The organism is Bradyrhizobium prioriisuperbiae (assembly GCF_032397745.1).
GTDB lineage: Bacteria > Pseudomonadota > Alphaproteobacteria > Rhizobiales > Xanthobacteraceae > Bradyrhizobium_A > Bradyrhizobium_A prioriisuperbiae.
The window spans coordinates 3589135-3609969 of sequence record NZ_CP135921.1 but is presented as its reverse complement, the minus strand read 5'-3'; the positions used below and the strand labels follow the sequence as shown (position 1 = coordinate 3609969).

Genomic DNA, 20835 nt, shown 5'->3' with positions numbered 1-20835 from the left:
AGCCATGCGAAAATCAACTAGCCCAGGCCCAACAACGCGTAATCCACCGTCGATGGAGTAGCACCGTGACAGACCTGAAGGAGCTTCAATCAATGCGCAGCGAGCTCGCTCCTCCGAGGCTAACAAGCAGTGAGCCCGTCATCGATTGGATGCTGGCGCGCCGCCAGACATCCGGGTGCAACCGCATTATTCATTTGAACAATGCCGGCGCCTCGCTGATGCCTGATTGTGTCGTGGAGGCGGCGATAAAACACTTGCGAGACGAAGCGCGTATGGGCGCGTATGAAGCCGCCGAATCTGCCACACGTGAATTAGAGCACGTCTACGAGACCTGCGCCAAGTTACTGAACTGTTCAGTCTCGGAGATTTCAATCGTGGAAAACGCTTCGAGGGCGTGGAGTCTGATTTTCGCCGGCATCAAATTTGAAGAGGGAAACGTAGTCGTCACGTCCAATTTTGAATACGCCAACAACTACATGGCGATCCTTCAGGCAAAACACCGCTACGGCCTCCGCGTTGTTGTGGCGCAAAATACCCCGACCGGCGAGCTGTCGATGGATTCTCTGATGGACATCATTGTTGAGCACGGACGAGCCATCAGATTGATCAGCATTACCCACGTCCCAACAAACAATGGCGTCGTCAACTCCGTCAACGAAATCGGACGGCTCGTACGCGAAACAAAAGTGAGCGGACTCCTTCACGAGTCAGCGCTTTATATCCTCGACGCCTGCCAATCTGCGGGCCAGATTTTCATCGACGTGCAGGAGGGAGGATTTGACATTTTGACCACCTGCAGCCGCAAGTATCTGCGTGGGCCACGGGGGATCGGCCTTCTTTACGTCCGCGGCGGCCGATTCGAGCAGCGCCGTTCCCAGGAACCCATGCTGCTCGACGTGAGAGCCGCCGGGTGGACGTCCCGGGACGGCTACGACGTCTACGACGACGGGCGCCGCTTCGAGACGTGGGAGACAAACGTCTCCGCAAAGATTGCTTTTGGGGTTGCCGTTGATCATGCCAGGGGCTGGGGCATAAGCAACATCGAAAAATACACAGGCGACATGGCCGAGAAGCTTCGCACTCTGCTTCACGGGGTATCCCGAATTCGCCTCCACGATACCGGCACCCGTCGCTGCGGGATCGTCAGCTTCTCGGTTGCTGGTTCCGAACCTTCTGAAGTCAGGACCTTTCTGGCAAACAGACGCATCAATGTCAGCATCTCTGAGAGGGCGCTGACACGCCTGGATATGGAAAACCGGCAACTGGACAATGTTCTGAGGGCCTCCCTTCACTATTACAATTGTGAGGCGGAGCTTGATCTCTTTGTGGATGCTCTCGGAGATTTTTGTCGTCGACACAGATGAGGTAAGCCTTCGAACCGTTTCCGATATTATTTGTCTCGGCCCACCATTGATCGCGCCTGCGATTCCTGCGGGGGTATCCACCGAGGTATCGCGACCAACCATATCCGGAGCTTCGCACCCATGGCCCTTCGATTACTGTCAACTCTTCCATTCATCGGCATTCTGCTAGGCGTTCCCTTCGTCAATCGCGTCGAGCCGATGATCCTTGGCATGCCTCTGATACTTGCCTGGATGGTACTATGGGTCGTCCTGACTGCGGGCATCATGGCGATCACCTACTGGCTGGATCCCGCCAACGCCAAGACTGGCATTGAATCCGGGGAGACACAGTCATGAGCGCGCTCTACATCATCGGCATCGTCACAGCGCTGGCGTTATACATCGGCGTACGCGCACGGCGCGGGCACGTCATGGATCTCGAACAATGGGCAGTTGGTGGCCGCAGTTTCGGGACGATATTCGTATTCCTGCTGCTGGCCGGCGAGATTTATACAACATTTACATTCCTTGGCGGCAGCGGCTTCGCCTATGGGAAGGGCGCACCTGTATATTACATCCTCGCCTACCCGACGCTCGCCTACGTTCTCTCTTACTGGCTCATGCCACCGATCTGGCGTTATGCGAAAACGCATCAACTCGTCTCGCAGTCGCATTTCTTTGCGCATAAATACGATAGCCCAGCACTCGGAGTGCTGGTTGCGCTGGTTGGCGTTGCCGCGGTGATCCCCTTCCTGATGCTGCAACTCAAAGGACTCGGCATTATCGTCTCAGTTGCCTCCTACGGTGCGATCTCGTCTACCGTGGCTATCTGGATCGGAGCCGTGGTTGTCGCCGTTTATGTGATCGTGTCCGGAGTGCGCGGCTCCGCCTGGAATTCCGCTTTGAAGGATCTGTTGATCCTGGCGATTGTGTTGTTCCTGGGCATTTACCTGCCGATTCACTACTATGGCAGTATAGGCCCGATGTTCGAGGCGATCGCGAAAGCGAAGCCTGACTTCCTCACTTTTCCCGCCACAGGTACGAGTGTCATCTGGTTTCAGTCGACGGTCCTTCTCACGACGCTGGGATTCTACATGTGGCCGAACACATTCGGGTCGGTGTTTACGGCCAAGGACGAGGGTATCTTCCGTCGAAACGCGATAATGCTTCCACTCTATCAGTTGATTCTGCTTTTCGCCTTCTTCGTCGGTTTTGCGGCAACGCTCACCGTGCCGGGCTTGGCCGGACCCGATATCGACCTTGCATTGCTCAAACTGTCTATTAAAACTTTCGATCCGTGGTTCGTCGGCCTGATCGGTGCGGCCGGGGTGCTGACCGCGCTTGTCCCCGGTTCCATGCTGCTCATTTCAGCTTCGACCCTCCTTGCCAACGACGTCTATCGAGGCGCCGTGCGACCTCAGGCAACCGATGCAAATGTGACCACCCTGGCTCGCATTCTCGTACCGATCATCGCGCTTGTGGCCGTTGTGTTGGCGCTGCAGGGCGGGGAGACGATCGTGGCGCTGCTGTTGATGGGATATAATTTCGTCACCCAGCTTTTTCCTGCGCTTGCCTGCAGTCTCGCGAGGCGCAACTTGGCGACCAAGCAAGGCGCGATGGCCGGGATTGTTGTGGGTGTGCTGGTGGTAGCAGCAACGACAGTTACCCGCACCAACGTCGCACAGTTGTTTCCATTCCTGCCGGATATGGTCAAAGACATCAACATTGGCTTCCTCGCGCTCGCCATGAATGTTTTCACTTGCGCGCTCGTGAGCAGTTTTACGAAGCCGATCGCTGTCGCTGAGTTATCTCCGCATAGTTAGTTCCCGCTCAGCCGCGACGCAGACCGGACAACTCTGTCCCTCTTGAAGCTTTAGCGGCGCACCAGGACGAAGGATCGACGATGAAAATTCTAATCGCGCGGATGAACCATGAGACAAACACTTTTTCTCCGATACAAACTCCACTTTCTGCGTTTGGCAACACGGGTCCCACCTTTGGCGAGGAGGCCTATCGTGAGCAGAAGGGGATGCGGACTGCGATGTCAGCGTTCATCGATGCGGCGGAGCAAGCTGGTGCGGAGATCGTAACACCAATTTCCGCGACGGCGAACCCGAGTGGCCCTGTCGCGGCGCAAGCGTATACGGTGATGTGCGATGCAATCGTCGAGGCTTCGCACAATTGCGACGCTGTGTTGCTGGACCTTCACGGAGCGATGGTTTCCGAGCAAACGAACGACGGCGAGGGTGATTTGCTCGCACGCCTGCGCGCCAAGTCGCCCGCCACGCCTATCGCAGTGGCGCTGGACTTGCACGGGAATGTGACGCAGCACATGATCGACAATGCGGATGTAATCGTGAGCTTCAAGACCTTTCCGCACATCGACATGTACGAGTGCGGCGAACACGCGGCGCGTATTCTGTTCGCCCGGCTTGGAGGGCGGGCAAAGCCGGTCATCGCATGGCGGCAACCACCGCTGTTAACGCACACGTTGAAAAGCGCGACAGCGCACGGCTCCATGTATCGTGCGGTGGAGGCCGCGCGCCAGGCTGAACGCGACGGAATGCTCGCGGTGTCGATCCTGTCAGGTTTCCCGCTCGCGGATATCGCAGCGCCCTATCTCAGCGTCGTGGTGGTGGGCAACGGCGACCGCGATGCCGCCGATGCGGTCGCCGAACGTATTGCCCGACAGGTATGGGACGAGCGCGAAGGCTTCATCTACCAAAGCGAGCCGATGGCGCAATCGGTTTCGAGAGCGTTCAGCCTGGCGGAGGGCGCGACGCGCCCGGTGCTGCTGGTCGACCACGGCGACAACTGCACGTCCGGCGGCACCTGCGACACGATGACCACTCTGGATGAAGCACTGCGGCTGGGGCTTTCCGGCATCATAGCCGGCCCGCTGTGCGATCCGGATGCTGTTGCCCAGCTCATCAGCGCCGGCGTTGGCGCGCAGGTGAACATCGAGTTGGGCAACAAGTGCGCGATCCCCAAGATCGGTGTTGCAAACCGTCCAACGCGGGTTGGCGGCATCGTGCGGGCCATCACTGATGGTGAATATACGATTACGGGCCCGACCTATACCGGACAGCGCGGGTATATGGGCCGCTGCGCCGTACTGGATATGGGCGCCGCGACCGTCGTGATATCCGAGCGCAGGCACGAACCGTGGGATCTTGGTGTGTTTGAAAGCGTCGGCGTCGATCCGCGCCGCGCACGCTTCATCATACTCAAGTCACGAATGTACTGCCGCCCGGTGTTTGAGCCGATCAGTTCCGCGCTTGTCGAATGTGACAGCCGTGGTGTCACGAGCTCGGACAGCTCACTTTTTTCGTATGAGAATTTGAAGCGGCCGGTGTATCCTCTCGATGCTCTCTGAGAGTGACATCCACCGGACCTATATCACGATGCCTGAAGCGGAAATTCAACGCGAACGATTTGGCGACGATCCGGAGACGACATTTCGCCAAAATCTGTTACAACTCGAGAGCCGTATTGCAGCCGCCTGCGCACGCGCCAATCGGCCGCGCTCTGCCATTCAGCTCTTGCCCGTGACGAAAACCGTCCCCGCCAGTATCGTCCGCGTTGCCGTCGGCCTGGGCCTTCATTGTCTGGGAGAGAATAAAGTCCAGGAGGCGGCTGCAAAGTCTGATGCTCTATCAGACCTGGAGGTTCGCTGGGCCGTTATTGGACACCTTCAAACAAACAAGGCCAAGCAGCTTGTAACGTTCGCATCCGAGTTTCATGCATTGGACAGTCTGCGAGTTGCCGAGGCCCTTCATCGCCATCTCGTGTCAGCAGGTCGCCAGATCGATGTCTTCATTCAAGTCAACACATCGAATGAGGCCTCCAAATATGGTCTTCCGCCGAACGAGGTCGAAGCGTTCGCGCGCCGTCTGCCGGAGTTCCCTACCCTCAAACCGCAGGGACTGATGACCCTGGCTGTGCTGACCGGCGAGGCCGATCGTGTGCGCGCATGCTTTCGGTCGCTGCGCGGCCTTCGCGATCAATTGCGCCTTTCGATGCCCACCAGCGGACTCGACCAGCTCTCGATGGGCATGACGGGAGACTTTGAAATGGCCATTGAGGAAGGCGCCGACGTCGTCCGCGTTGGCCAGGCAATTTTCGGTCGACGACCAACCAAGGATGGGCACTATTGGCCTGGGTTAATTCCTTCGAGCGGCAGTTCGGAGCAAGCGTAATTCACAGGCTAGTGGCAATTGTCGGGGCCTCCGCTAACCAACGACGGAAATTGTCGCAATGACTTTGACGACGGACGTAAGAAGCCACTAAGGCTCGTCGCCGCCGGTCAGCAAAATACAGCGGGGAGGGCCAACAATATGACGACCGATGCAGGAGTGATCGCTCAAACGCTGCCGGGCCGTGTCAGCGTCAAGATGTCGTTCGCCGAAAGACGGCGCCAATTGATGGCCGCCTGTATCGGCAGCCTCCTCGAATATTACGATTTCATCGTGTACGCGTTTCTGGCACCGACGATCGCACGCAACTTCTTTCCCAGCGAAAGCGAGGCCGCAGGGCTGCTTGCCTCCTTCGCGGCTTTTGGCGTCGGCTTCCTGGCTCGGCCGCTCGGCGGCATTGTCATCGGACGGATCGGCGACAAACAGGGCCGCAAGGTTGCACTGTTGCTGACGATCTTCGGCATGGCAATCGGAACAATCGCCATCGGTCTGCTGCCTACCTATGCGACGATCGGGGTCGCGGCCCCCATTCTCCTTGTCGTGATGCGCCTGATCCAGGGCCTGGCCGCGGGAGGTGAATGGGGTGGCGCGACCGCCTTTATTATCGAATCTGCGCCCGAAGGCCGGCGTGGTCTGTTCGGTGGTATCGGCCAGGCATCGATCGCCAGTTCGTACCTGCTCAGCACCATCGTCATCGCCGTCATCGCGGAAACATTCACCCCGGACCAGATGCAGGACTGGGGATGGCGCATTCCCTTCTTACTTGGCGGCGTGTTGCTTCCGGTCGGAATTTACATGCGTCGGAACATCAAGGAAACTCCGGCCTTTATCGAGGCGCAACGGGCGCCCAAGTCCCACACGGTCGATGATTTCGAAAGCCCGCTCGTGCTGCTCGGCAAGGCCATCGGCTTCACGGTGGTCTGGACGGTCTGCTACTACATCATGCTGAGCTATATGCCGACTTTTCTGACAAAGCATGCCGGGGTATCGCAGACGCAGGCACTCTGGTGCAACGCCATTGCCTTGATGGTCCTCGTCATGACGATGCCGTTCTTCGGCTGGTGGTCGGACAGGATCGGCCGCAAGCCACTCCTGCTGGTCTGCTGCCTCGCTTTCGTTATTCTGCCCTACCCCTTGTTTTCCATCATCCTCTCGGGCCCTTCGCTGGTGACGATCGTGGCGATCCAGATCGTCTTTAACGTATTCATCGCGGCCTTCTCCGGTGCAGGACCGGCGGCACTTTCGGAGCTGTTCCAGACACATTCTCGCACCACGCTGATGTCGACCGGTTACAGTGTCGCCGTCGCGATTTTCGGCGGCTTCGCACCGTTTATCGCAACATGGTTGATCAGCACGACAGGCTCGCCGATCTCGCCGACTTACTATTTGATATTTTCCGCTGTCGTTTCAGGCATAGTGATCTCCAGCTTTCGCGAAACCGCGCATGAGAAGCTGCTCTAAAAGGGGAGCGTGAGGAGATCGCAAGACGGCTCTCGCGCTCGATCGCGCGCGTAGCGTCAACGGACGGGTTATCTCCGTTGACGATGGCAAATGATCCGCGCGAAAGTTCGCTGACGTACAAAATCGGGAGCGGGCGCCATGAGCGGAGAAACATCATCTGCGACACCATCTGGAGCGTCCGCTGTTCCGGCCGAGCCATGGCAATGGCCAGAAGCGCATTGGCGCGGGCTGGTCGATCAGGTGCGCGCTGGCCAAAGCTATCGTCCGGCAGCCTGGAAGAATGGCGCTCGCGCCGCCTTCGCATTGTCGTTCGATGCAGACCATGAGACCAACGAGCTTCGCGACGGCGGCAAGTCCATCGGGCGCCTGGCCTGGGGACAGTACGGCTCGCGCGTGGGTGTGCCCAGGATTCTAAACCTTCTGCGCAAGCACGACGTGCCGGCCACCTTCTACGTTCCGGCCGTCGCCGCCCTGCTGCACCAGGACGAACAGCGTCGCGTGGTGGCAGAGGGTCACGAGATCGGGATCCATGGCTGGATCCATGAACTCAATTCCGTCCTGCCCTATGAGGCGGAGCGCGATCTCATGTTCCGCTCGGCGGACGCCCTCCAGCGCATTACCAGTGTCCGGCCTGTCGGCCTGCGGACGCCGTCCTGGGATTTCAGCCCGAACACACTTCGTATCGAGAAGGAGATGGGCCTGCTGTACGATTCATCGCTCATGGCGGACGAGGATTGTTACGAGCTCCTGCTCGACGGCGAGGCGACCGGTATCGTGGAATTACCAGTGGAGTGGATTCGCGACGACGCAGTGTATTTCATGATGCACCGTTTCCAGTCGCTGCGACCGTACACTCCGCCCGAAGCCGTGTTCGACATCTTCCGTCGGGAATTCGATGCCGCCTACGAGGAAGGCGGCCTTTTTCAGCTCACGACCCATCCGCATATCATCGGCTATCGCTCGCGATATGGATCATCGACGAACTGATCCGGCATGCCAAATCCAAAGGCGACGTCTGGTTCGCAACGCATGCGGAGGTGGCGAGTTTCGCACGAGAAAACTCCGTGCCTGCGTGAACAAAGCTGCATTAACTAGCCGGCCCTTTCCGACGAAGAACGTCTTGCCGGGAATTTGAGGGGCAACGCCCTTCAAATCCCTCGACCCAGGACTAGGGGCCCGGAGCGCATCGACAGCACAGACCGCGCGAACTCGGCGAGACCTTCTATGCCGACGGCATGGTGGCCTTGCCCGACCTGGCTGCGCGCCGCGTCTCTGCGGCCTGCGCACCCCGATGGGCCTTGCATGGGCCCCGGCAACCGGCGAGCTCCGTATCGTGGCCAGCGAGCGCGATCGCCTGGGCGACGAGACACCTTCCGATTATCTGACCTCGGTGCGCGACGGCGGTTTGCGATTGGGGGCAGCGGTGGACGACCGGTCGGGGTCACGCTCGATCCCGACGGCTCTCTTCCGGTGGCCGGCGATGTCAGCGATCTGATCTGGTGCGTGATGGACGAGCGGTGACGAGCCCGCGGCAGCAAAAAGCCCTCGAAAACGGCGCGTTTTCGAGGGCTGATAGTTTGGTTGCGGGGACGCGCAACCGTCTCAAATTGTTATTCGAAACAGCGGCTTGAGCATCTGATTCAATAGCGGCGGGATATGCGGTATTCAGCTTGGAAGTCGGGGAAACTTTTAAATGCCGTTCTGACATTTTCGGCGTTTTTGGCCCATTGAGACCGTTACAGAATTTCTCTTTGTCAGAATGGCAGTTTGCCGGCCCTTACGCATCGGCAATTCAGAGCAGGGCCATACACGCGCATCCAAACAACGTGAAGGCGCACCACCCACCACAATGGTGCTTCACGATCCCAGAACCGCATTCTCGCTCAACCCGGGCCAACGACCAGTTTCGGCCTTGATGGCTGCGGCTCTAGGAGATCTCGAAATCCTCCAGTACCGGTGCGCGCATGTCACGCTCGAAGACCTCGTAAGACCATGGGTACGACGCCACATTTCCATTCTTGTCGATGTACCAACTCTTGCATCCGGACGCCCAGATCGAGCCGGCCATCTTTTCTTTCACCGACGCATTGTAAGCGGCGGTCGGCTCGGCTTTGGCGGATATCTCGCGGGCCTCGCCGGACCGAAGCTTGTCCATCAATTGCAGTACATAGTCCAGTTGCCGCTCGGCGGTCATGATGAACGAAAAATTTCCGATTGGGCTATTCGGCCCGCCCAGCGTGAAGAAGTTGGGGAATCCGGGTACGCTGACGCCGCGATAGGCTTCGTTGCCGTCGGCCCAGGTTTCGTTCAGCGACCGGCCGTCGCGCCCGATCACCTGCATCGGGCGGAACAACTGGTGCGGGTTGAATCCCGTCGCGAACACCATCAAGCCGAGTTCATGGAGAACGCCGTCCGACGTCCGGATTCCGTTGGCCTCGATGCGGTCTATCGCGGTCGTCACCAACTCGGCGCTTTCCCGCTGGATGGCAGGATAGAACAAGTCGGAGACGATCAGACGCTTGCATCCTGCCTTGTAGTTGGGTGTGAGCCGGGCGCGTAGGTCCGGATCGCGAACGGTGGCGAGATTGTCTCGGCAACGCTGCGCAATGGAATTGTAGAACTCGGCGTTCTCGCCGGCCAGCGCGGCGCCATAGACGTTGTTGATGATCTGCGCGACTCCGTCGTACTGGGCCTGCAGCAATTGCGGTTCGGCGCGAAACTTCGATCGCTCCTCTTCCGAGATCGGGATGTTTGGTTGCGGGAGGATCCATTGTGCGGTCCGCTGGAATAGCAAGACCTTGGCGGCCTCGTCGACGATTGCCGGCAGAATCTGCACGGCGGTCGACCCCGTACCGATGATTCCGACGCGCTTCCCTTTAAGCGAGACGCCGTGATCCCAGCGCGAACTATGAAACGCTACGCCTTCAAAATCTTTGACACCGGCGATATCGGGGTAAACCGGATGGTGTAGAATGCCGGTCGCTGCGATCACCACGTCGAATTCGCCCTGATCGCCTACGCTGGTCTCGATTCGCCAGCTACCCGATGTGTACGCCAGCCGTTTCACTTCCTGCCCGTAACGAATGAGCGGAATGACGTCATGATCCCGCGCAACGTTCTTCAGATAGGCATGTATTTCCGATCCCGGGGAAAAGAAGTGGCTCCAATCGGGATTTGGCGCGAAGGAAAAGCGGTACAGGTGCGAGGGTACATCGCACTGCAGGCCTGGATAGCTGTTGTCGCGCCAGGTGCCGCCGAGATCCCTCGCCTTTTCGAACAGCACGACATCGTCGATACCGATTTTGCGCATCTTGATCGCCGCGGCTATGCCCGACACGCCGGCCCCGATGATTGCCACCCGCAGTTTCCTGACTTTGGTCATGTCATGCATCCGTTCGATGTTGGAAATTGTTCGTGCTGTTTCCCAAGGCACCACGCAGCGACAGACTGATGATCACTCATCGCCGGAGCTCGAGGACCGCCGCGGTATTGCGTTTCTCCATCGCCGTGAACTCCGCTGCGGCCCATGCGCTATCGAGCGAGAGGTCCGGATCGAGCCCGTCGCCCAGGCGTTCAAGCTGCATGTTGTTCCACTGCTGGAGATGGAACAGATTCAGTCCGGCCTCGGGCGCGGGTGCGCGGTCTATCTCCCCAGCGAGGAGACGCCTGGGCGTCTCCGGATCAGCGATCAAGGGACGACCTAGGCCGATGAGGTCGAGTTCGCCGCGCTCAAGAGCTTCGACCATTCCCGTGACCGTGCGGAAGCCGCCAGTGACCATGATCGGCATCGCGGCGGCCGCCCGGACGGCGCCGGCGAAATCGACGAAATAGGCTTCACGCTTGACGGTGCTCGCCAGCGGCTTGTCTTCGCCCTCGTCTCTGACGGCCACACCCACGATCTTGGGCTGTTCGAGTGAGCCGCCTGAGAGTTCCAACAGGTCCAGGCTTGACGTGTTCAGCACTTTCACCAGTTCCAGGCATTCCGCGTTCGTGAAGCCACCCTTTTGAAAATCAGATGCGTTGAGCTTGATCCCGATCGGAAAGTCGGCACCGACGGCGCCGCGCACGGCCGTGAGCGTTCGTAGCAAAAACCTCGATCGATGCTCGAGTGATCCACCCCAACCATCCGTCCGTCTGTTGGAGAGCGGGCTGAGAAATTGTGAGATCAAATAGCCGTGCGCTGCGTGGAGCTGAACCCCGGTGAATCCCGCCTCGCGAACTTTGCGTGCCGAGAAGGCGAACTGGGCGATGGCGTGTTCAATCTCAGTTTCCGTCATCGCCCTTGGCGGTGCGAAAATGTAGCCGGTTCCCCGGATTACCTCGACTTCAACGTTCGAAGGCGCCAGCGGTACGGAGTTGATCGCAGCGTCGGTCTGACGGCCGGCATGATTGAGTTGCGCCCAGAAGTGGCTGCCATATGAGCGCCCCACCGCCGCCAGCCTGGCCAACTCGGTCATCCCACCTTCGTCGTCGACGACCAGGTTCAGCGGTCGCTCCAGATGCCAACGATCGACCTGGATATTGCCTGACAGCAGGAGACCGGCACCGGATCCGGCCCAGCGCCGGTAGAGGGTTTCGAGCCGCGGCGTCGAGCGGTTGTCCGCCCCCGCCATACCCTCGCTCATGGCCGCCTTGCACAGGCGATTGGAAAGCGTTGCGCCGCAAGGCAACTTCAGCGGCTCGGACAGAATGGCGTTCATCGGCGCATCCTTTAAACTGGTTACCCTTGGGGTGAGGCGCGCCACGCTCGATGGAAGGCGGCGCGCACGGTCATCGCCCGCGCGAAGGCCAGCCCAGAAATGGGCTTGGTCGTAGCTCACGAGGCTTGGGTCGACCCTTATTTCAGGCGCGCGCGCCCGTTAGAGGCGAGGTGCCGAAGGCGCCGGCCTTGACGCTGCCGTTCATCGTGTCGCCATCGACGGTCACGGTAAACTCGAGCGTCACAGGCACGGGCTGGGTGATCGAAGCCGACCACGTCAAGAGGTTCCCTTCCACCGCGCCGGAAATCTCCTGCGCACCTGCCCGGCCTTTCATCGTGCCTTTGAAGGTGTCACCGCTGATGAGGATATCGAGCGTGCCCTCCTGCACCCCTATGGGTGAATTAATCGTGGTCTTCCAGGATCCGTCGGCAGTCATCAGGTCTCTCCGTTCGCGTGCGATTGCCCACCGGATGGCCTGCCACCGCCCAATTGCGAGCGGGACACCTCCAGTCTATGATCGGCAACAACGACAGTGATCGCTGTCATTTCACACGACAGTAGATACTGTCGTATGAAATTGATGTCAAGGCTCGCGAGGAGCGGTTTTCGCATGATCAAAACTTGGTCCCAGGACGACCCGAAAGCGGGCTTGATGACCCGCAAGCGCGCACTGATCGTCGACGCCGCGCTGAAGGCGTTTCTGGACCGCGGTTATGCGGAGAGTTCGGTGAACAGGATCGCGGAAGACGCAGGCGTATCGATCAAGACGCTCTATCGGCACTTCGAGACCAAAGACGAACTTTTCAGCGCCGTGATGCAGGCCGCATGCTTGCCCCACGATCAAGGCGGCGCTGAGGGAGCGGATGACACGGGGGCCGCTGAGCCGTCATGGTACGCGAAGCGGCCGAATGTGGGGTTGGCTTTGGCGGGCGAGGAATATCTGCGACATATCCTGTCCGAGGATCAGCTTGCGCTCTATCGCGTTGTTGCCCGCGATGCGCATCGCTTTCCCGAGCTCCGACGCCGTTATCTGAAGGAAGCCGTGGGGCGGCGCATTGCGGCTTTCTCTGATTATCTGGATAGGTGGGCACCGGAGATGGGATGGTCGGTATCGAACAAGCTGGCAGCCTTGACGACGTTTGCCGGCTTACTCAAAGCATCTCTGTTCGATGACGCGCTGCTTGGCTTTCGCAAGCCGAAGGACCAGGAAATCGTCCGCCAGGCGCGGGAGGCCGCCGCGCGCATGTTGATCCTTCTCGAAGCAGGCCAGTTTTGACGGCAGCGTGCGCAAGCGTCATTTTCGGAGACGGCTTCTTGTTCGCCCTGTCCTGTTTCCACACCATCGCCGCCGATTCCTGCACGCGCGTTTCGGTTACGGTTGCTGTTACGGTTCGCGGTAGGGACGCTCATTTCTGAGCGCCCCCCGCACAGATCCGTACTCGCCCAATTAAGGCATACGGCTCCTACCTTGGGTGTTTGACGGCGAAGCGTGCTTGTGGCCAAGGGTGAAGGATACGCGGTTTGGGAAGCCAGTCGTTGGCCAGCCGAGTGATCCGCTGCCAGGTCGTGTCGTCCTTCTGGCTGCGCCGCCGCAGCGATCGCTTCCAGAGTTCGGTGACGAAGAAGCGAAACGTGACCAACGCACGACTGTTGGTCGGCACGGCGTGGTAGTTGAAATAACCCGTGACGACCTGCCCCAGCCATTTTCCCTGCACGGGTATTGGCTGGTGCATTCGCTGTCGCAACTCCTGCTTGATGGCTTTCAGTTTCGCCTGCATGCGATCACGCCGGGTTTTTCGCTTAAGCAGAAATTTGCCCGCGCGTGTCTGCCCACAGATGAAGGTGAAGCCCAGAAAGTTGAACGTCTCCGGTTTGCCCGCGTCGCTCGCGGTTGGCCGCAGCGTGGCGACCAAACTCGATCAGGCGGGTTTTGTACGGATGCAACGACAACGCAAACTCCTTGAACCGCTCCCGCATCGCGCCAAGAAAATGCCGGGCGTCATTCTCGTGCTCGAAACCGACGATGATGTCGTCGGCGTAGCGCACGATGATGACGTTGCCCGCAGCCTCGCGCCGTCGCCAGCGATTGGCCCATAGGTCGAAGACATAGTGCAGGTAAATATTGGCAAGCAACGGTGAAATCACCGATCCCTGTCCCGTTCCCTGATCACCGATCGTCACGACCCCGTCTTCGAGGATGCCCGCCTTGAGCCATTTGCGGATCAGGCGGATGATGCGCTGATCGCCGATCCGGTGCTCCACGAAACGGATGAGCCATGATTGGTTCACCGTGTCGAAGAAGCTTCGGATATCGGCGTCCAGAATGAGGTTCACCTTCGTGCTGGTGATCCCGACAACGAGCGCATCCAACCCATCATGTTGGCTGCGTCCGGGCCGGAAGCCATATGAGAACCCGAGGAAGTCTTCCTCGTAGATCGCATTCAGCACCGCAGCCGTCGCCCGTTGAACGATCTTGTCCTCCAGTGCGGCAACCGCGAGCGGACGTTGTCCACCGTCCGGCTTGGGAATATAGACCCGCCGACTCGGCAGCGCCCGATACGCTCCCCTTTGGACCCGTGCATGCAAGTCCTCGAGCTTGCGCTCAAGGTCTGCCTCGTAGGCCTGCCATGTCAGTCCGTCCACGCCGGAGGCGGCATTCTTCTTCAGATCGAAGAAGGCCTCCCCGAACAGTTCGATGCTGAGATGGTGGAAGAGCGCGGTGAACCGCTCCTTCTTCCTCTGTCTTGCTGCTTGCCGTAGGCGTTCCAGCGCCTGTGACACGTCTGCCCGGTTCTGCGCCCGGAACGTGCTTTGCTGATCCGCCTTCCCCTCGGTCTCCACCCTTGGCTCCACCAGTTCCGCAGCGGATTGCTCCGCCTTGTTCACCGGCTTCACAGCTACTATGGCGGAGTCAGACTTCCCACGCACGTGCACCATCGGCTACGGCTCCTCGCCTTCCCGATGCGGACCGTCGTAAGCATACTTGCGGCGGTCGGGCGTGGGACCTCCCGGTTCCCGAGCAAGGACCTTCTGCACATGCCAGGGTCTGCGACCACGCCGAGCTGGACGGGCGCTCGCGATACCGCGCCCGTCCATGTTGCCTTCCGCGCTGTCAACGGCGTCGGCGCTCGGGAAATGCCTTTCGCGGCTCAATGGCTGGCCTATGCTCACCCCTGCCGACGCTTCGCCTCTGTCCTCGCGGACAGCGACGCACGGCTCGGGGCCGATGTGGTTCGCTACTCCTTCATCGTAGTGGACTTCCACCACCTACTCCTTGCCGGTCTCCCGGCGCTCTGACAGTGCACTAAACCTATCGCGCTCGCACGCTTCAAGTCCGACGATGACGAGACTCAGGTTTGAACGGGCTTTGGCTGCCAATCTCCCCTACTGCCGCTTTGAGGTGATGGGAGAGGTCTGTTGAGCCGGCAATTCAGGATGTGATCACGGTGAAATGCTGGCCCTGGCCAGATGCCGTGCCGAGCTTTCCACTCTCATGATTGGCCAGCGGTCCAGTACAACGAAAAACTCCAGCAGCTTGCGCTATGGGAGTATCGAAGTTTGGTTGCGGGGACACGCAACACCCGGTCCCTGCGAAATGGGTCTGAAAATGCAAAAACCTCCGCGGCGGGGCCGGCGGAGGTTTCGCAAGAATCGTTGGTTGCGGGGGCTCGCAACACCCGATTCTTGCGATTGGTCGAACGATCCATTCCCAAGCTCGCTGCATAGCCACGGGTTAGCCGAGGCCGCGCCCCCCCCCGGCTGTATCGTTGACGCTCTGTCCCACCGCCGCCCCTTTTTGCGAAAGTCTGGGGAAGGATCACTCGGTCTTCAGGCTGTCGGCGACAAAGATTGCCGCTATCACGGCGCAGGCACCCAGCGCCGCAGCGAAACTGCTCGCGCCAATCGCGAGCCCGGTCTTGTCGATGAGATAGCCAGTGGCGACCGGCAGCAGCCCGGCGGGAATGTAGCCGCCGAAATTGAGAACCGAGTTCGCCTCCGCCCGTCGATGCGTCGGCACATGCAAGCCGATGAGCGTCAGGCCGCCCAGTTGCCCCAATCCTTGGGCGGCGCCTGCAAGCAAAGCCGCGATGATCAAAACAGCCGCGATCGATGCGTTCACCGCGAGAATGACGCCGAGCATCGAGAGGATCGCAGCGATCGATCCGAGAAGAAAGATTGTCCGTATGGGGAGGCTCTTCACCGCGAACTGGACGCCCGTCGCCGTCAGGAACATCGCGCAGGCCATGCCGCCGGCGATGAGCGGGCTGGTGACGCCGAGCAGCCGCGACAGGAGCGATGGGCCCAGCGAGAGGACGAAGGAGGTCGCCGTGATGCCTGGGCCGAACACTGCGATGCCCAAGGCCAGATGCCGGCGGTTCGCATGCGGGACGCTGGGCAGATGCAGCCGCCACGCGTCACCCGCCTTGCGTGGTGGACGCTTCAGCGGCAGGAGGGCCGCGATAGCGAGGGCGCTCACCAGAACGAGCAACTCCACGGAGAAGATCGGGACGATCGGCTGGGTCAGCGTCCGCGCCAAGGCGCCGGCGAGCAGAGGGCCGAGGCCCGCGCCAAGCACCATCGCCACCGAGGCGACCAGCGAGGCCAGCTTGCGCCGCTCGGGACCGCCGAGGTCGACAACCGAGGCCATGCCTGCCGAAACGATGACGCCAACGGCGACGCCAGACAGGAGCCGCGCGATGACCAGCATCGTGACGTCATGAGCGGTCGCAAAGAGGAAGCAGGCGACAATGGCGGAAAGCAACCCCGGTATCAGAACGACTTTGCGTCCATACCGGTCGGAGAGCTGGCCCGCGATAAGCAGGGTCACCAGCAGACCGAAAATGTAGGCGGCGAAAATGGTCGTGAGCGTCCCGGACGTGAAGCCGATTTCGGCTTGCCAGCGGATGTAGAGGGGCGTCGCGGAATTCGAGAGGATGAAGACGGCTGTGATCAGCCAGGCGGCGATCCACATGCGCCAGGGCGGATCGGCCCGCGTTGCGGAGATCCCTTCGGATGTGGTGTGGACATTCATGATACGCCTCCAGGCAGACCGATAAGTACGAGTTTTGTCGTACATACCATAGTTCGATTAGAGTCGTATATAGTTGTTCTAAGAAAGTCGCATAAAAGGTTCGACAAAAGTCGTACTGGCGTGCTAAACGGAGTCCATGCCTCCGTCTCAGCTCACCGCTCTCGACGTAAGCGCCGAGGCTCTGCCGTCCCCCTTGCCGGAACCGTCCGCCGAGGCCTTGCGGCTTGAGGCGGTGATGGGCGCGCTGGCCGATCCGTTGCGCCTCACCATCGTTCGAAAGCTTCTGCTGGAATCGGAGGACTATGACCACACCTGCGGCTGGTTCGGCTTCGATCGCCCGAAGTCCTCTCTGACACACCACTTCAAGGCATTGCGTGAAGCAGGCCTCATCCGCCAACGCCAATATGGTCTCGAGCGTCGCAGTCGTGTTCGTGTCGACGATCTGAACCAGCGATTCCCGGGGCTGCTGACATTGGTTGCAGGCTGGGAGCCTGGATCATCGAACGGTGGGCGCTGAGACTCCGTCCGGATGCAGGCGGAGGAAGGCTCTTGCGGCACCTGTCTGTGGCTCACTCACGCCACACTGGGAAGTGCGTTCTCATAGGCAAGACGGGCGATCTGGGGCATTCTTGCCGTGCTCGTGCCCCGTGGGCGATGTTGCCGCGAGATTGCACGAGCAATCATTCACCGGCGATGTCGGCGGCGCAACGATCATCAATGTTCGGAAACGAAGCGGGGCACGTCCCGTCCGTCACGAAATGCGAGAAGCACGTCAGCGGCGGCATCCGCAAATTGGCCGTACATCTCGTCGGTTGGCCATCCGAGGTGCGATGTCAAGACGACATTATCGAGCGTCCTCAACGGATGGTCTGTCGGGAGCGGCTCTTGATCGAAGACATCGAGACCGGCGCCTGCGATGCGGCCATCCCGGAGCGATTTATGGAGCGCCGCCTCATCAACGATCGGCCCCCGGGCCGGGTTGATCAGATAGGCGGAAGGCTTCAAAAGCGCGATGCGCCGCTCATCGATTAAGCCTCGCGATTGCGGGCTCAGTGTCGCATGGATCGACACGATGTCGGAGGCGCCCAAGAGTTCGTCCAACTCGCGCCGTTCCGCACCGGCCGCCGCCGCGGCCTCGTCCGTCAAGCGCGTGCCCCAGGCCAGCACGTTCATATCAAATGCCTTGGCGATCCGAGCGACATAGCGGCCGATATTGCCGAGTCCGACGATGCCGAGTGTTTTGCCGCGGAGGACGCGCGTCATCGGCGTGGGCCAGCCGCCGCTCTTGATGGCCAGATCGACATTCGGAATGCGCCGCATCGCCGCCATCATCAATCCAAACGCAAGTTCTCCGGCTGCCGTGCAGAAGCCACCCGTCGCCTTGCCGATGACGATGCCGCGCTGCTCCGCAGCGGCGAGATCTATATGATAGGCATGATTGCCCGTCTGGGCGATGATCCGGACGTCGGGAAGCTGGTCGAACAGCTCCGGTGTAAATCGGGTGCGCTCGCGCGTCGCGACGAGGGCATCGAAGCCGCATAGCGAGGCTGGGTTCTCGACCGGCGTCGTGACCCAGCTCCAATCGAGTGTTGTTCCATGGAAAAGCCCTCAACGACGCGGTTTGAGCCAGACCGAAGGATGCTAAACTTTGGAAAAGAAGTCGGTCTGTTCCAGATCGGTGATAAGTCCCATATTTGTGGAGGTCCAGCCAAGGCGTTCGCGCGTCAGTTTGCTGGAGGTGGGATTGTCGATCTGAACGGGCCGCGCGATGAAGCCGAATTGCTTTGCTGCCTCGGAGGCGGGTTTGCTGACGACGGGTACGTTCAAACGCCGCCCAATCACCCCAGCGATGTCACGAAACGGAATGCCCTCCTCGGCGACACCGTGATAGGTCCCCCCGGCTGGCCCATTCTCAAGCGCCAGGCGGAAAAGGCGGGCTGCATCGAGATAATGCACCGAAGGCCATCGATTCAGACCGTCGCCCACATATGCCGATTCCTTTTTCTTGCGCGCAGCCGGAATGAGCAGCATGGCCAAGCCGTAAGCGTCGGGGCCGTGGACGATGGGCGGCAGCCTGATTGCAGAGGTGCGAATACCGCGCGAGGCCACCAGTTCCTTGAGCGTATCCTCTGTTCTGGCCCGCCCTAGTCCGAAGGATGTAAAATCGTGGTCATACTCATCATCCTCGGTAGCAAGCCGTCCCGGCTTCATGCCCAATGTTCCGAAAGTGGCCACCAGCGGGCTACCTTTTCCCGGCAGTAATGCAGCGATTGTCTCGATTGCGCGACGGTCCGCCGCCGCCGCGGCTTTCATGAATCTCATGAAGATTCCGCCAGGAGCGCCGCCCAGGAACACGCGAAGCAGCGTGCCGAGCGGAGCGTGTGATATTTTGTGATAAAATGCGGTATGAATCGCACCGTCCACGGACGCTGCGGCCCGGCGCAAACTATCCAGATCGTCCACACTGCCTAGCGCCACCTGCGCGCCAGCTTCGGTCAGCTTCTTGCCCGAAGCCTCGGTGCGCGCGAGTCCCGTCACCTCATGCCCTGCCGCGAGGAGTTCCTTGACGGTCGCAAAGCCGATTAGTCCTGTAGCCCCAGTTACCAAAACGCGCATTGCGCCATCTCCTTCGTTCTGACCGCTTAATTGAGCGTCTAGTCAGTCATTAATTCCGCAAAAATTATCCGCCCACAACTCGCCAGAAGGCTTCAAAACCCGCCCGACAATGCCTGTCCGCGTTCGGCGGGTCGTGAACCATGAAATCCATCGTCGCTTCTGCCATCGCATTCATGATCGCTGCGACAAAACCCAAAGGGGTGTTCTGCATCGGACCGATCGAGCGACACTGTTCCATCAGATCCACGAGTTCGGCGACTTTCTCCGCGGGTTGCTTGCGGCCGGCGGAAGGCGCGCTGGATGTGATTTCTTCGGAAAGGTAGAGCTGCGCCAGCGCACGGCGCTTTTCGGGGTTCGATACGGCCCAGCGCATCCAGTTGCGCCACGCGTGGAAAGTCCGCTTGCGAAGCTCAGCTCCTGCCGGCAGGCCCTCCAATGCGGCGGTCGCCATATCAGCCTTCAGCTCCAGGAAGAGTTGGTTGAACATGTCCCCTTTCGTGGCGAAGTAAGTAAACAGCGAGCCGTTCGACACGCCAGCCTCTTGGGCGATCGTCGCCGTAGGCGCGCTCAGGCCTTGCGTCGCGATGACATGCGTTGCCGCCGCCAAGAGCGCGTTCCGCTTATCCTCACTTCGTGGTCGAGCCATACCCAACTATAATAAAAGAGTGGCCAGTCAGTCAACTAAATTCTGCTCAGAACATTTTCGCTTGCGACACGACTATCCACCTTCATCCCCCGACCGCGACCAGATCGGCGCTCCGCAAGAGCGATGCCCAAGCGCTTTTTCGCTTTGCTCCCTCCCTGCCGCCCCGTGGCCTGCTGCGGGCTCGGCTCTGACGCCGTTTCGCGACCGGAAAATTACCCAGCACGCAACGAAACTGTCAGACCCTTGCGCTGACCGGGAAAAATTCCCGAACCACTTCTTTGTTCGCACCCATGCCATGAAAGACAAAGGCGAGAAGCCGCTTCGCCCGTGCCTCACTGGCGGCGCCCGGCGGCATCTTCCACAGGAAGCTCACGAGAATCAGAAAGCTCTGGGCATCGATGTCCGCCCCGATATCCCCGGCCTCCCGGCAAGCGTCCATCAGGAGCCCGGTGGCCTTCATTATCGGCTCATAGGTTGCCTTATGATCCTCGTCGGTGATCGCCGCCTGCAGTACGACATTGATGCCCTGCTTCGTCCGGCCCGCCTTAGCGAGACGGTCGCACCATTTAAGGAGCGCCCGCAGCGGAGGATTCTCCGCCAGCAGCTTTGCGGCGAGCCTTACAAGTTCGTCGATCTCCCTCCGATAGACAGCGACGACCAGAGCCTCGCGCGTAGGGAAATGGCGATAGAGCGTTCCCGCGCCGACGCCTGCGGTTTTAGCGACGGAATTCAGCGAAGCCGCCGGATCGGCTGTCAGCGCTTCGCGCGCGACCTCCAGAAGGCGGTCGCGGTTCGCTTGTGCATCGGCGCGCAGCTTGGCTTCCAGGTCGCTCATCACCTG

At 60.1% G+C, this 20835-nt stretch carries 17 protein-coding genes and 3 pseudogenes; 10 read left to right on the top strand and 10 right to left on the bottom strand.

All coding sequences use genetic code 11. The features are described 5' to 3' along the window. Positions 1–65 precede the first annotated feature (65 nt). The 8 genes and pseudogenes from RS897_RS16985 to RS897_RS42290 all read left to right on the top strand — a co-directional run. Positions 66–1364 (top strand): aminotransferase class V-fold PLP-dependent enzyme, encoded by a 1299-nt coding sequence (locus tag RS897_RS16985; RefSeq protein ID WP_315837671.1) that lies wholly within the window; start codon positions 66–68, stop codon positions 1362–1364. Between the two features lie 120 nt (positions 1365–1484). Further along, entirely contained in the window at positions 1485–1700 is a 216-nt protein-coding gene (locus RS897_RS16980) for a DUF3311 domain-containing protein (protein ID WP_315837670.1), read from the top strand. Beyond that, positions 1697–3166 carry a sodium:solute symporter family protein gene (locus RS897_RS16975; RefSeq protein ID WP_315837669.1) on the top strand — a complete coding sequence of 490 codons (1470 nt, stop codon included), beginning with the start codon at positions 1697–1699 and terminating at the stop codon, positions 3164–3166. The genes RS897_RS16980 and RS897_RS16975 overlap by 4 nt, the downstream gene beginning before the upstream one ends. 80 nt (positions 3167–3246) lie before the next feature. Further along, positions 3247–4719: a M81 family metallopeptidase gene (locus tag RS897_RS16970; RefSeq protein WP_315837668.1), complete on the top strand. Its 1473-nt coding sequence runs from the start codon at positions 3247–3249 to the stop codon at positions 4717–4719. Between the two features lie 28 nt (positions 4720–4747). Beyond that, on the top strand, positions 4748–5542 hold the full coding sequence (locus tag RS897_RS16965; protein WP_315837667.1) for a YggS family pyridoxal phosphate-dependent enzyme: 795 nt from the start codon (positions 4748–4750) through the stop codon (positions 5540–5542). A gap of 138 nt (positions 5543–5680) precedes the next feature. Next, positions 5681–7000 (top strand): MFS transporter, encoded by a 1320-nt coding sequence (locus tag RS897_RS16960; RefSeq protein WP_315837666.1) that lies wholly within the window; start codon positions 5681–5683, stop codon positions 6998–7000. Positions 7001–7138: 138 nt separating this feature from the next. Continuing rightward, positions 7139–8076, top strand: a pseudogene (locus RS897_RS16955) (polysaccharide deacetylase family protein). Positions 8077–8276: 200 nt separating this feature from the next. Beyond that, positions 8277–8435 (top strand): annotated as a pseudogene (locus RS897_RS42290) (sorbosone dehydrogenase family protein); the annotation flags it as partial. Between the two features lie 492 nt (positions 8436–8927). Here RS897_RS42290 and RS897_RS16945 read toward each other — a convergent pair. The 3 genes from RS897_RS16945 to RS897_RS16935 all read right to left on the bottom strand — a co-directional run bounded on the left by RS897_RS16945 (position 8928) and on the right by RS897_RS16935 (position 12136). Beyond that, positions 8928–10382: a flavin-containing monooxygenase gene (locus RS897_RS16945; protein WP_315837665.1), complete on the bottom strand. Its 1455-nt coding sequence runs from the start codon at positions 10380–10382 to the stop codon at positions 8928–8930. Positions 10383–10458: 76 nt separating this feature from the next. Beyond that, positions 10459–11700, bottom strand: a complete 1242-nt coding sequence (locus RS897_RS16940) for an NADH:flavin oxidoreductase/NADH oxidase family protein (RefSeq protein WP_315837664.1) — start codon at positions 11698–11700, stop codon at positions 10459–10461. Positions 11701–11842: 142 nt separating this feature from the next. Further along, positions 11843–12136, bottom strand: a complete 294-nt coding sequence (locus RS897_RS16935) for a hypothetical protein (protein WP_315837663.1) — start codon at positions 12134–12136, stop codon at positions 11843–11845. 216 nt (positions 12137–12352) lie between these two features. On the opposite strand from RS897_RS16935, the gene RS897_RS16930 reads away from it, so the two are divergent. Then, positions 12353–12976, top strand: a complete 624-nt coding sequence (locus RS897_RS16930; protein WP_315837662.1) for a TetR/AcrR family transcriptional regulator — start codon at positions 12353–12355, stop codon at positions 12974–12976. A 187-nt stretch (positions 12977–13163) separates the two neighbouring features. Here the strand turns inward: RS897_RS16930 and RS897_RS42430 are convergent, their stop codons facing one another. The 3 genes from RS897_RS42430 to RS897_RS16920 all read right to left on the bottom strand — a co-directional run bounded on the left by RS897_RS42430 (position 13164) and on the right by RS897_RS16920 (position 16732). Next, positions 13164–13478 (bottom strand): retA reverse transcriptase, encoded by a 315-nt coding sequence (locus tag RS897_RS42430; protein WP_425476419.1) that lies wholly within the window; start codon positions 13476–13478, stop codon positions 13164–13166. A gap of 22 nt (positions 13479–13500) precedes the next feature. Next, complete coding sequence (locus RS897_RS16925) at positions 13501–14637, bottom strand: reverse transcriptase domain-containing protein (protein WP_425476418.1); 1137 nt, start codon at positions 14635–14637, stop codon at positions 13501–13503. Between the two features lie 880 nt (positions 14638–15517). Beyond that, entirely contained in the window at positions 15518–16732 is a 1215-nt protein-coding gene (locus RS897_RS16920) for an MFS transporter (RefSeq protein ID WP_315837661.1), read from the bottom strand. 235 nt (positions 16733–16967) lie between these two features. Between RS897_RS16920 and RS897_RS16915 the strand changes: the two genes are divergently transcribed. Beyond that, the gene (locus tag RS897_RS16915) at positions 16968–17249 is read left to right on the top strand and encodes an ArsR/SmtB family transcription factor (protein ID WP_315837660.1); all 282 of its coding nucleotides are present in this window, start codon (positions 16968–16970) and stop codon (positions 17247–17249) included. A 197-nt stretch (positions 17250–17446) separates the two neighbouring features. Here RS897_RS16915 and RS897_RS16910 read toward each other — a convergent pair. From RS897_RS16910 to RS897_RS16895, 4 genes and pseudogenes are all read right to left on the bottom strand, one after another. After that, positions 17447–18256: pseudogene (locus tag RS897_RS16910) on the bottom strand (NAD(P)-dependent oxidoreductase); the annotation flags it as partial. Positions 18257–18373: 117 nt separating this feature from the next. Next, positions 18374–19348: an SDR family oxidoreductase gene (locus RS897_RS16905; protein WP_315837659.1), complete on the bottom strand. Its 975-nt coding sequence runs from the start codon at positions 19346–19348 to the stop codon at positions 18374–18376. 64 nt (positions 19349–19412) lie between these two features. Then, positions 19413–19955 carry a TetR/AcrR family transcriptional regulator gene (locus RS897_RS16900; RefSeq protein WP_315837658.1) on the bottom strand — a complete coding sequence of 181 codons (543 nt, stop codon included), beginning with the start codon at positions 19953–19955 and terminating at the stop codon, positions 19413–19415. A gap of 274 nt (positions 19956–20229) precedes the next feature. Then, positions 20230–20829: a TetR/AcrR family transcriptional regulator gene (locus RS897_RS16895; RefSeq protein ID WP_315837657.1), complete on the bottom strand. Its 600-nt coding sequence runs from the start codon at positions 20827–20829 to the stop codon at positions 20230–20232. Between the last annotated feature and the right edge of the window lie 6 nt (positions 20830–20835).

What these genes read in the sequence shown, in the direction of transcription:
- RS897_RS16980 (WP_315837670.1), top strand. Translation starts at nt 1,485, where the DNA reads ATGGCCCTTCGATTACTGTCAACTCTTCCATTCATCGGCATTCTGCTA.
- RS897_RS16975 (WP_315837669.1), top strand. Translation starts at nt 1,697, where the DNA reads ATGAGCGCGCTCTACATCATCGGCATCGTCACAGCGCTGGCGTTATAC.
- RS897_RS16970 (WP_315837668.1), top strand. Translation starts at nt 3,247, where the DNA reads ATGAAAATTCTAATCGCGCGGATGAACCATGAGACAAACACTTTTTCT.
- RS897_RS16965 (WP_315837667.1), top strand. Translation starts at nt 4,748, where the DNA reads ATGCCTGAAGCGGAAATTCAACGCGAACGATTTGGCGACGATCCGGAG.
- RS897_RS16960 (WP_315837666.1), top strand. Translation starts at nt 5,681, where the DNA reads ATGACGACCGATGCAGGAGTGATCGCTCAAACGCTGCCGGGCCGTGTC.
- RS897_RS16945 (WP_315837665.1), bottom strand. Translation starts at nt 10,382, where the DNA reads ATGACCAAAGTCAGGAAACTGCGGGTGGCAATCATCGGGGCCGGCGTG.
- RS897_RS16940 (WP_315837664.1), bottom strand. Translation starts at nt 11,700, where the DNA reads ATGAACGCCATTCTGTCCGAGCCGCTGAAGTTGCCTTGCGGCGCAACG.
- RS897_RS16935 (WP_315837663.1), bottom strand. Translation starts at nt 12,136, where the DNA reads ATGACTGCCGACGGATCCTGGAAGACCACGATTAATTCACCCATAGGG.
- RS897_RS16930 (WP_315837662.1), top strand. Translation starts at nt 12,353, where the DNA reads ATGACCCGCAAGCGCGCACTGATCGTCGACGCCGCGCTGAAGGCGTTT.
- RS897_RS42430 (WP_425476419.1), bottom strand. Translation starts at nt 13,478, where the DNA reads ATGCAGGCGAAACTGAAAGCCATCAAGCAGGAGTTGCGACAGCGAATG.
- RS897_RS16925 (WP_425476418.1), bottom strand. Translation starts at nt 14,637, where the DNA reads ATGGTGCACGTGCGTGGGAAGTCTGACTCCGCCATAGTAGCTGTGAAG.
- RS897_RS16920 (WP_315837661.1), bottom strand. Translation starts at nt 16,732, where the DNA reads ATGAATGTCCACACCACATCCGAAGGGATCTCCGCAACGCGGGCCGAT.
- RS897_RS16915 (WP_315837660.1), top strand. Translation starts at nt 16,968, where the DNA reads ATGGGCGCGCTGGCCGATCCGTTGCGCCTCACCATCGTTCGAAAGCTT.
- RS897_RS16905 (WP_315837659.1), bottom strand. Translation starts at nt 19,348, where the DNA reads ATGCGCGTTTTGGTAACTGGGGCTACAGGACTAATCGGCTTTGCGACC.
- RS897_RS16895 (WP_315837657.1), bottom strand. Translation starts at nt 20,829, where the DNA reads ATGAGCGACCTGGAAGCCAAGCTGCGCGCCGATGCACAAGCGAACCGC.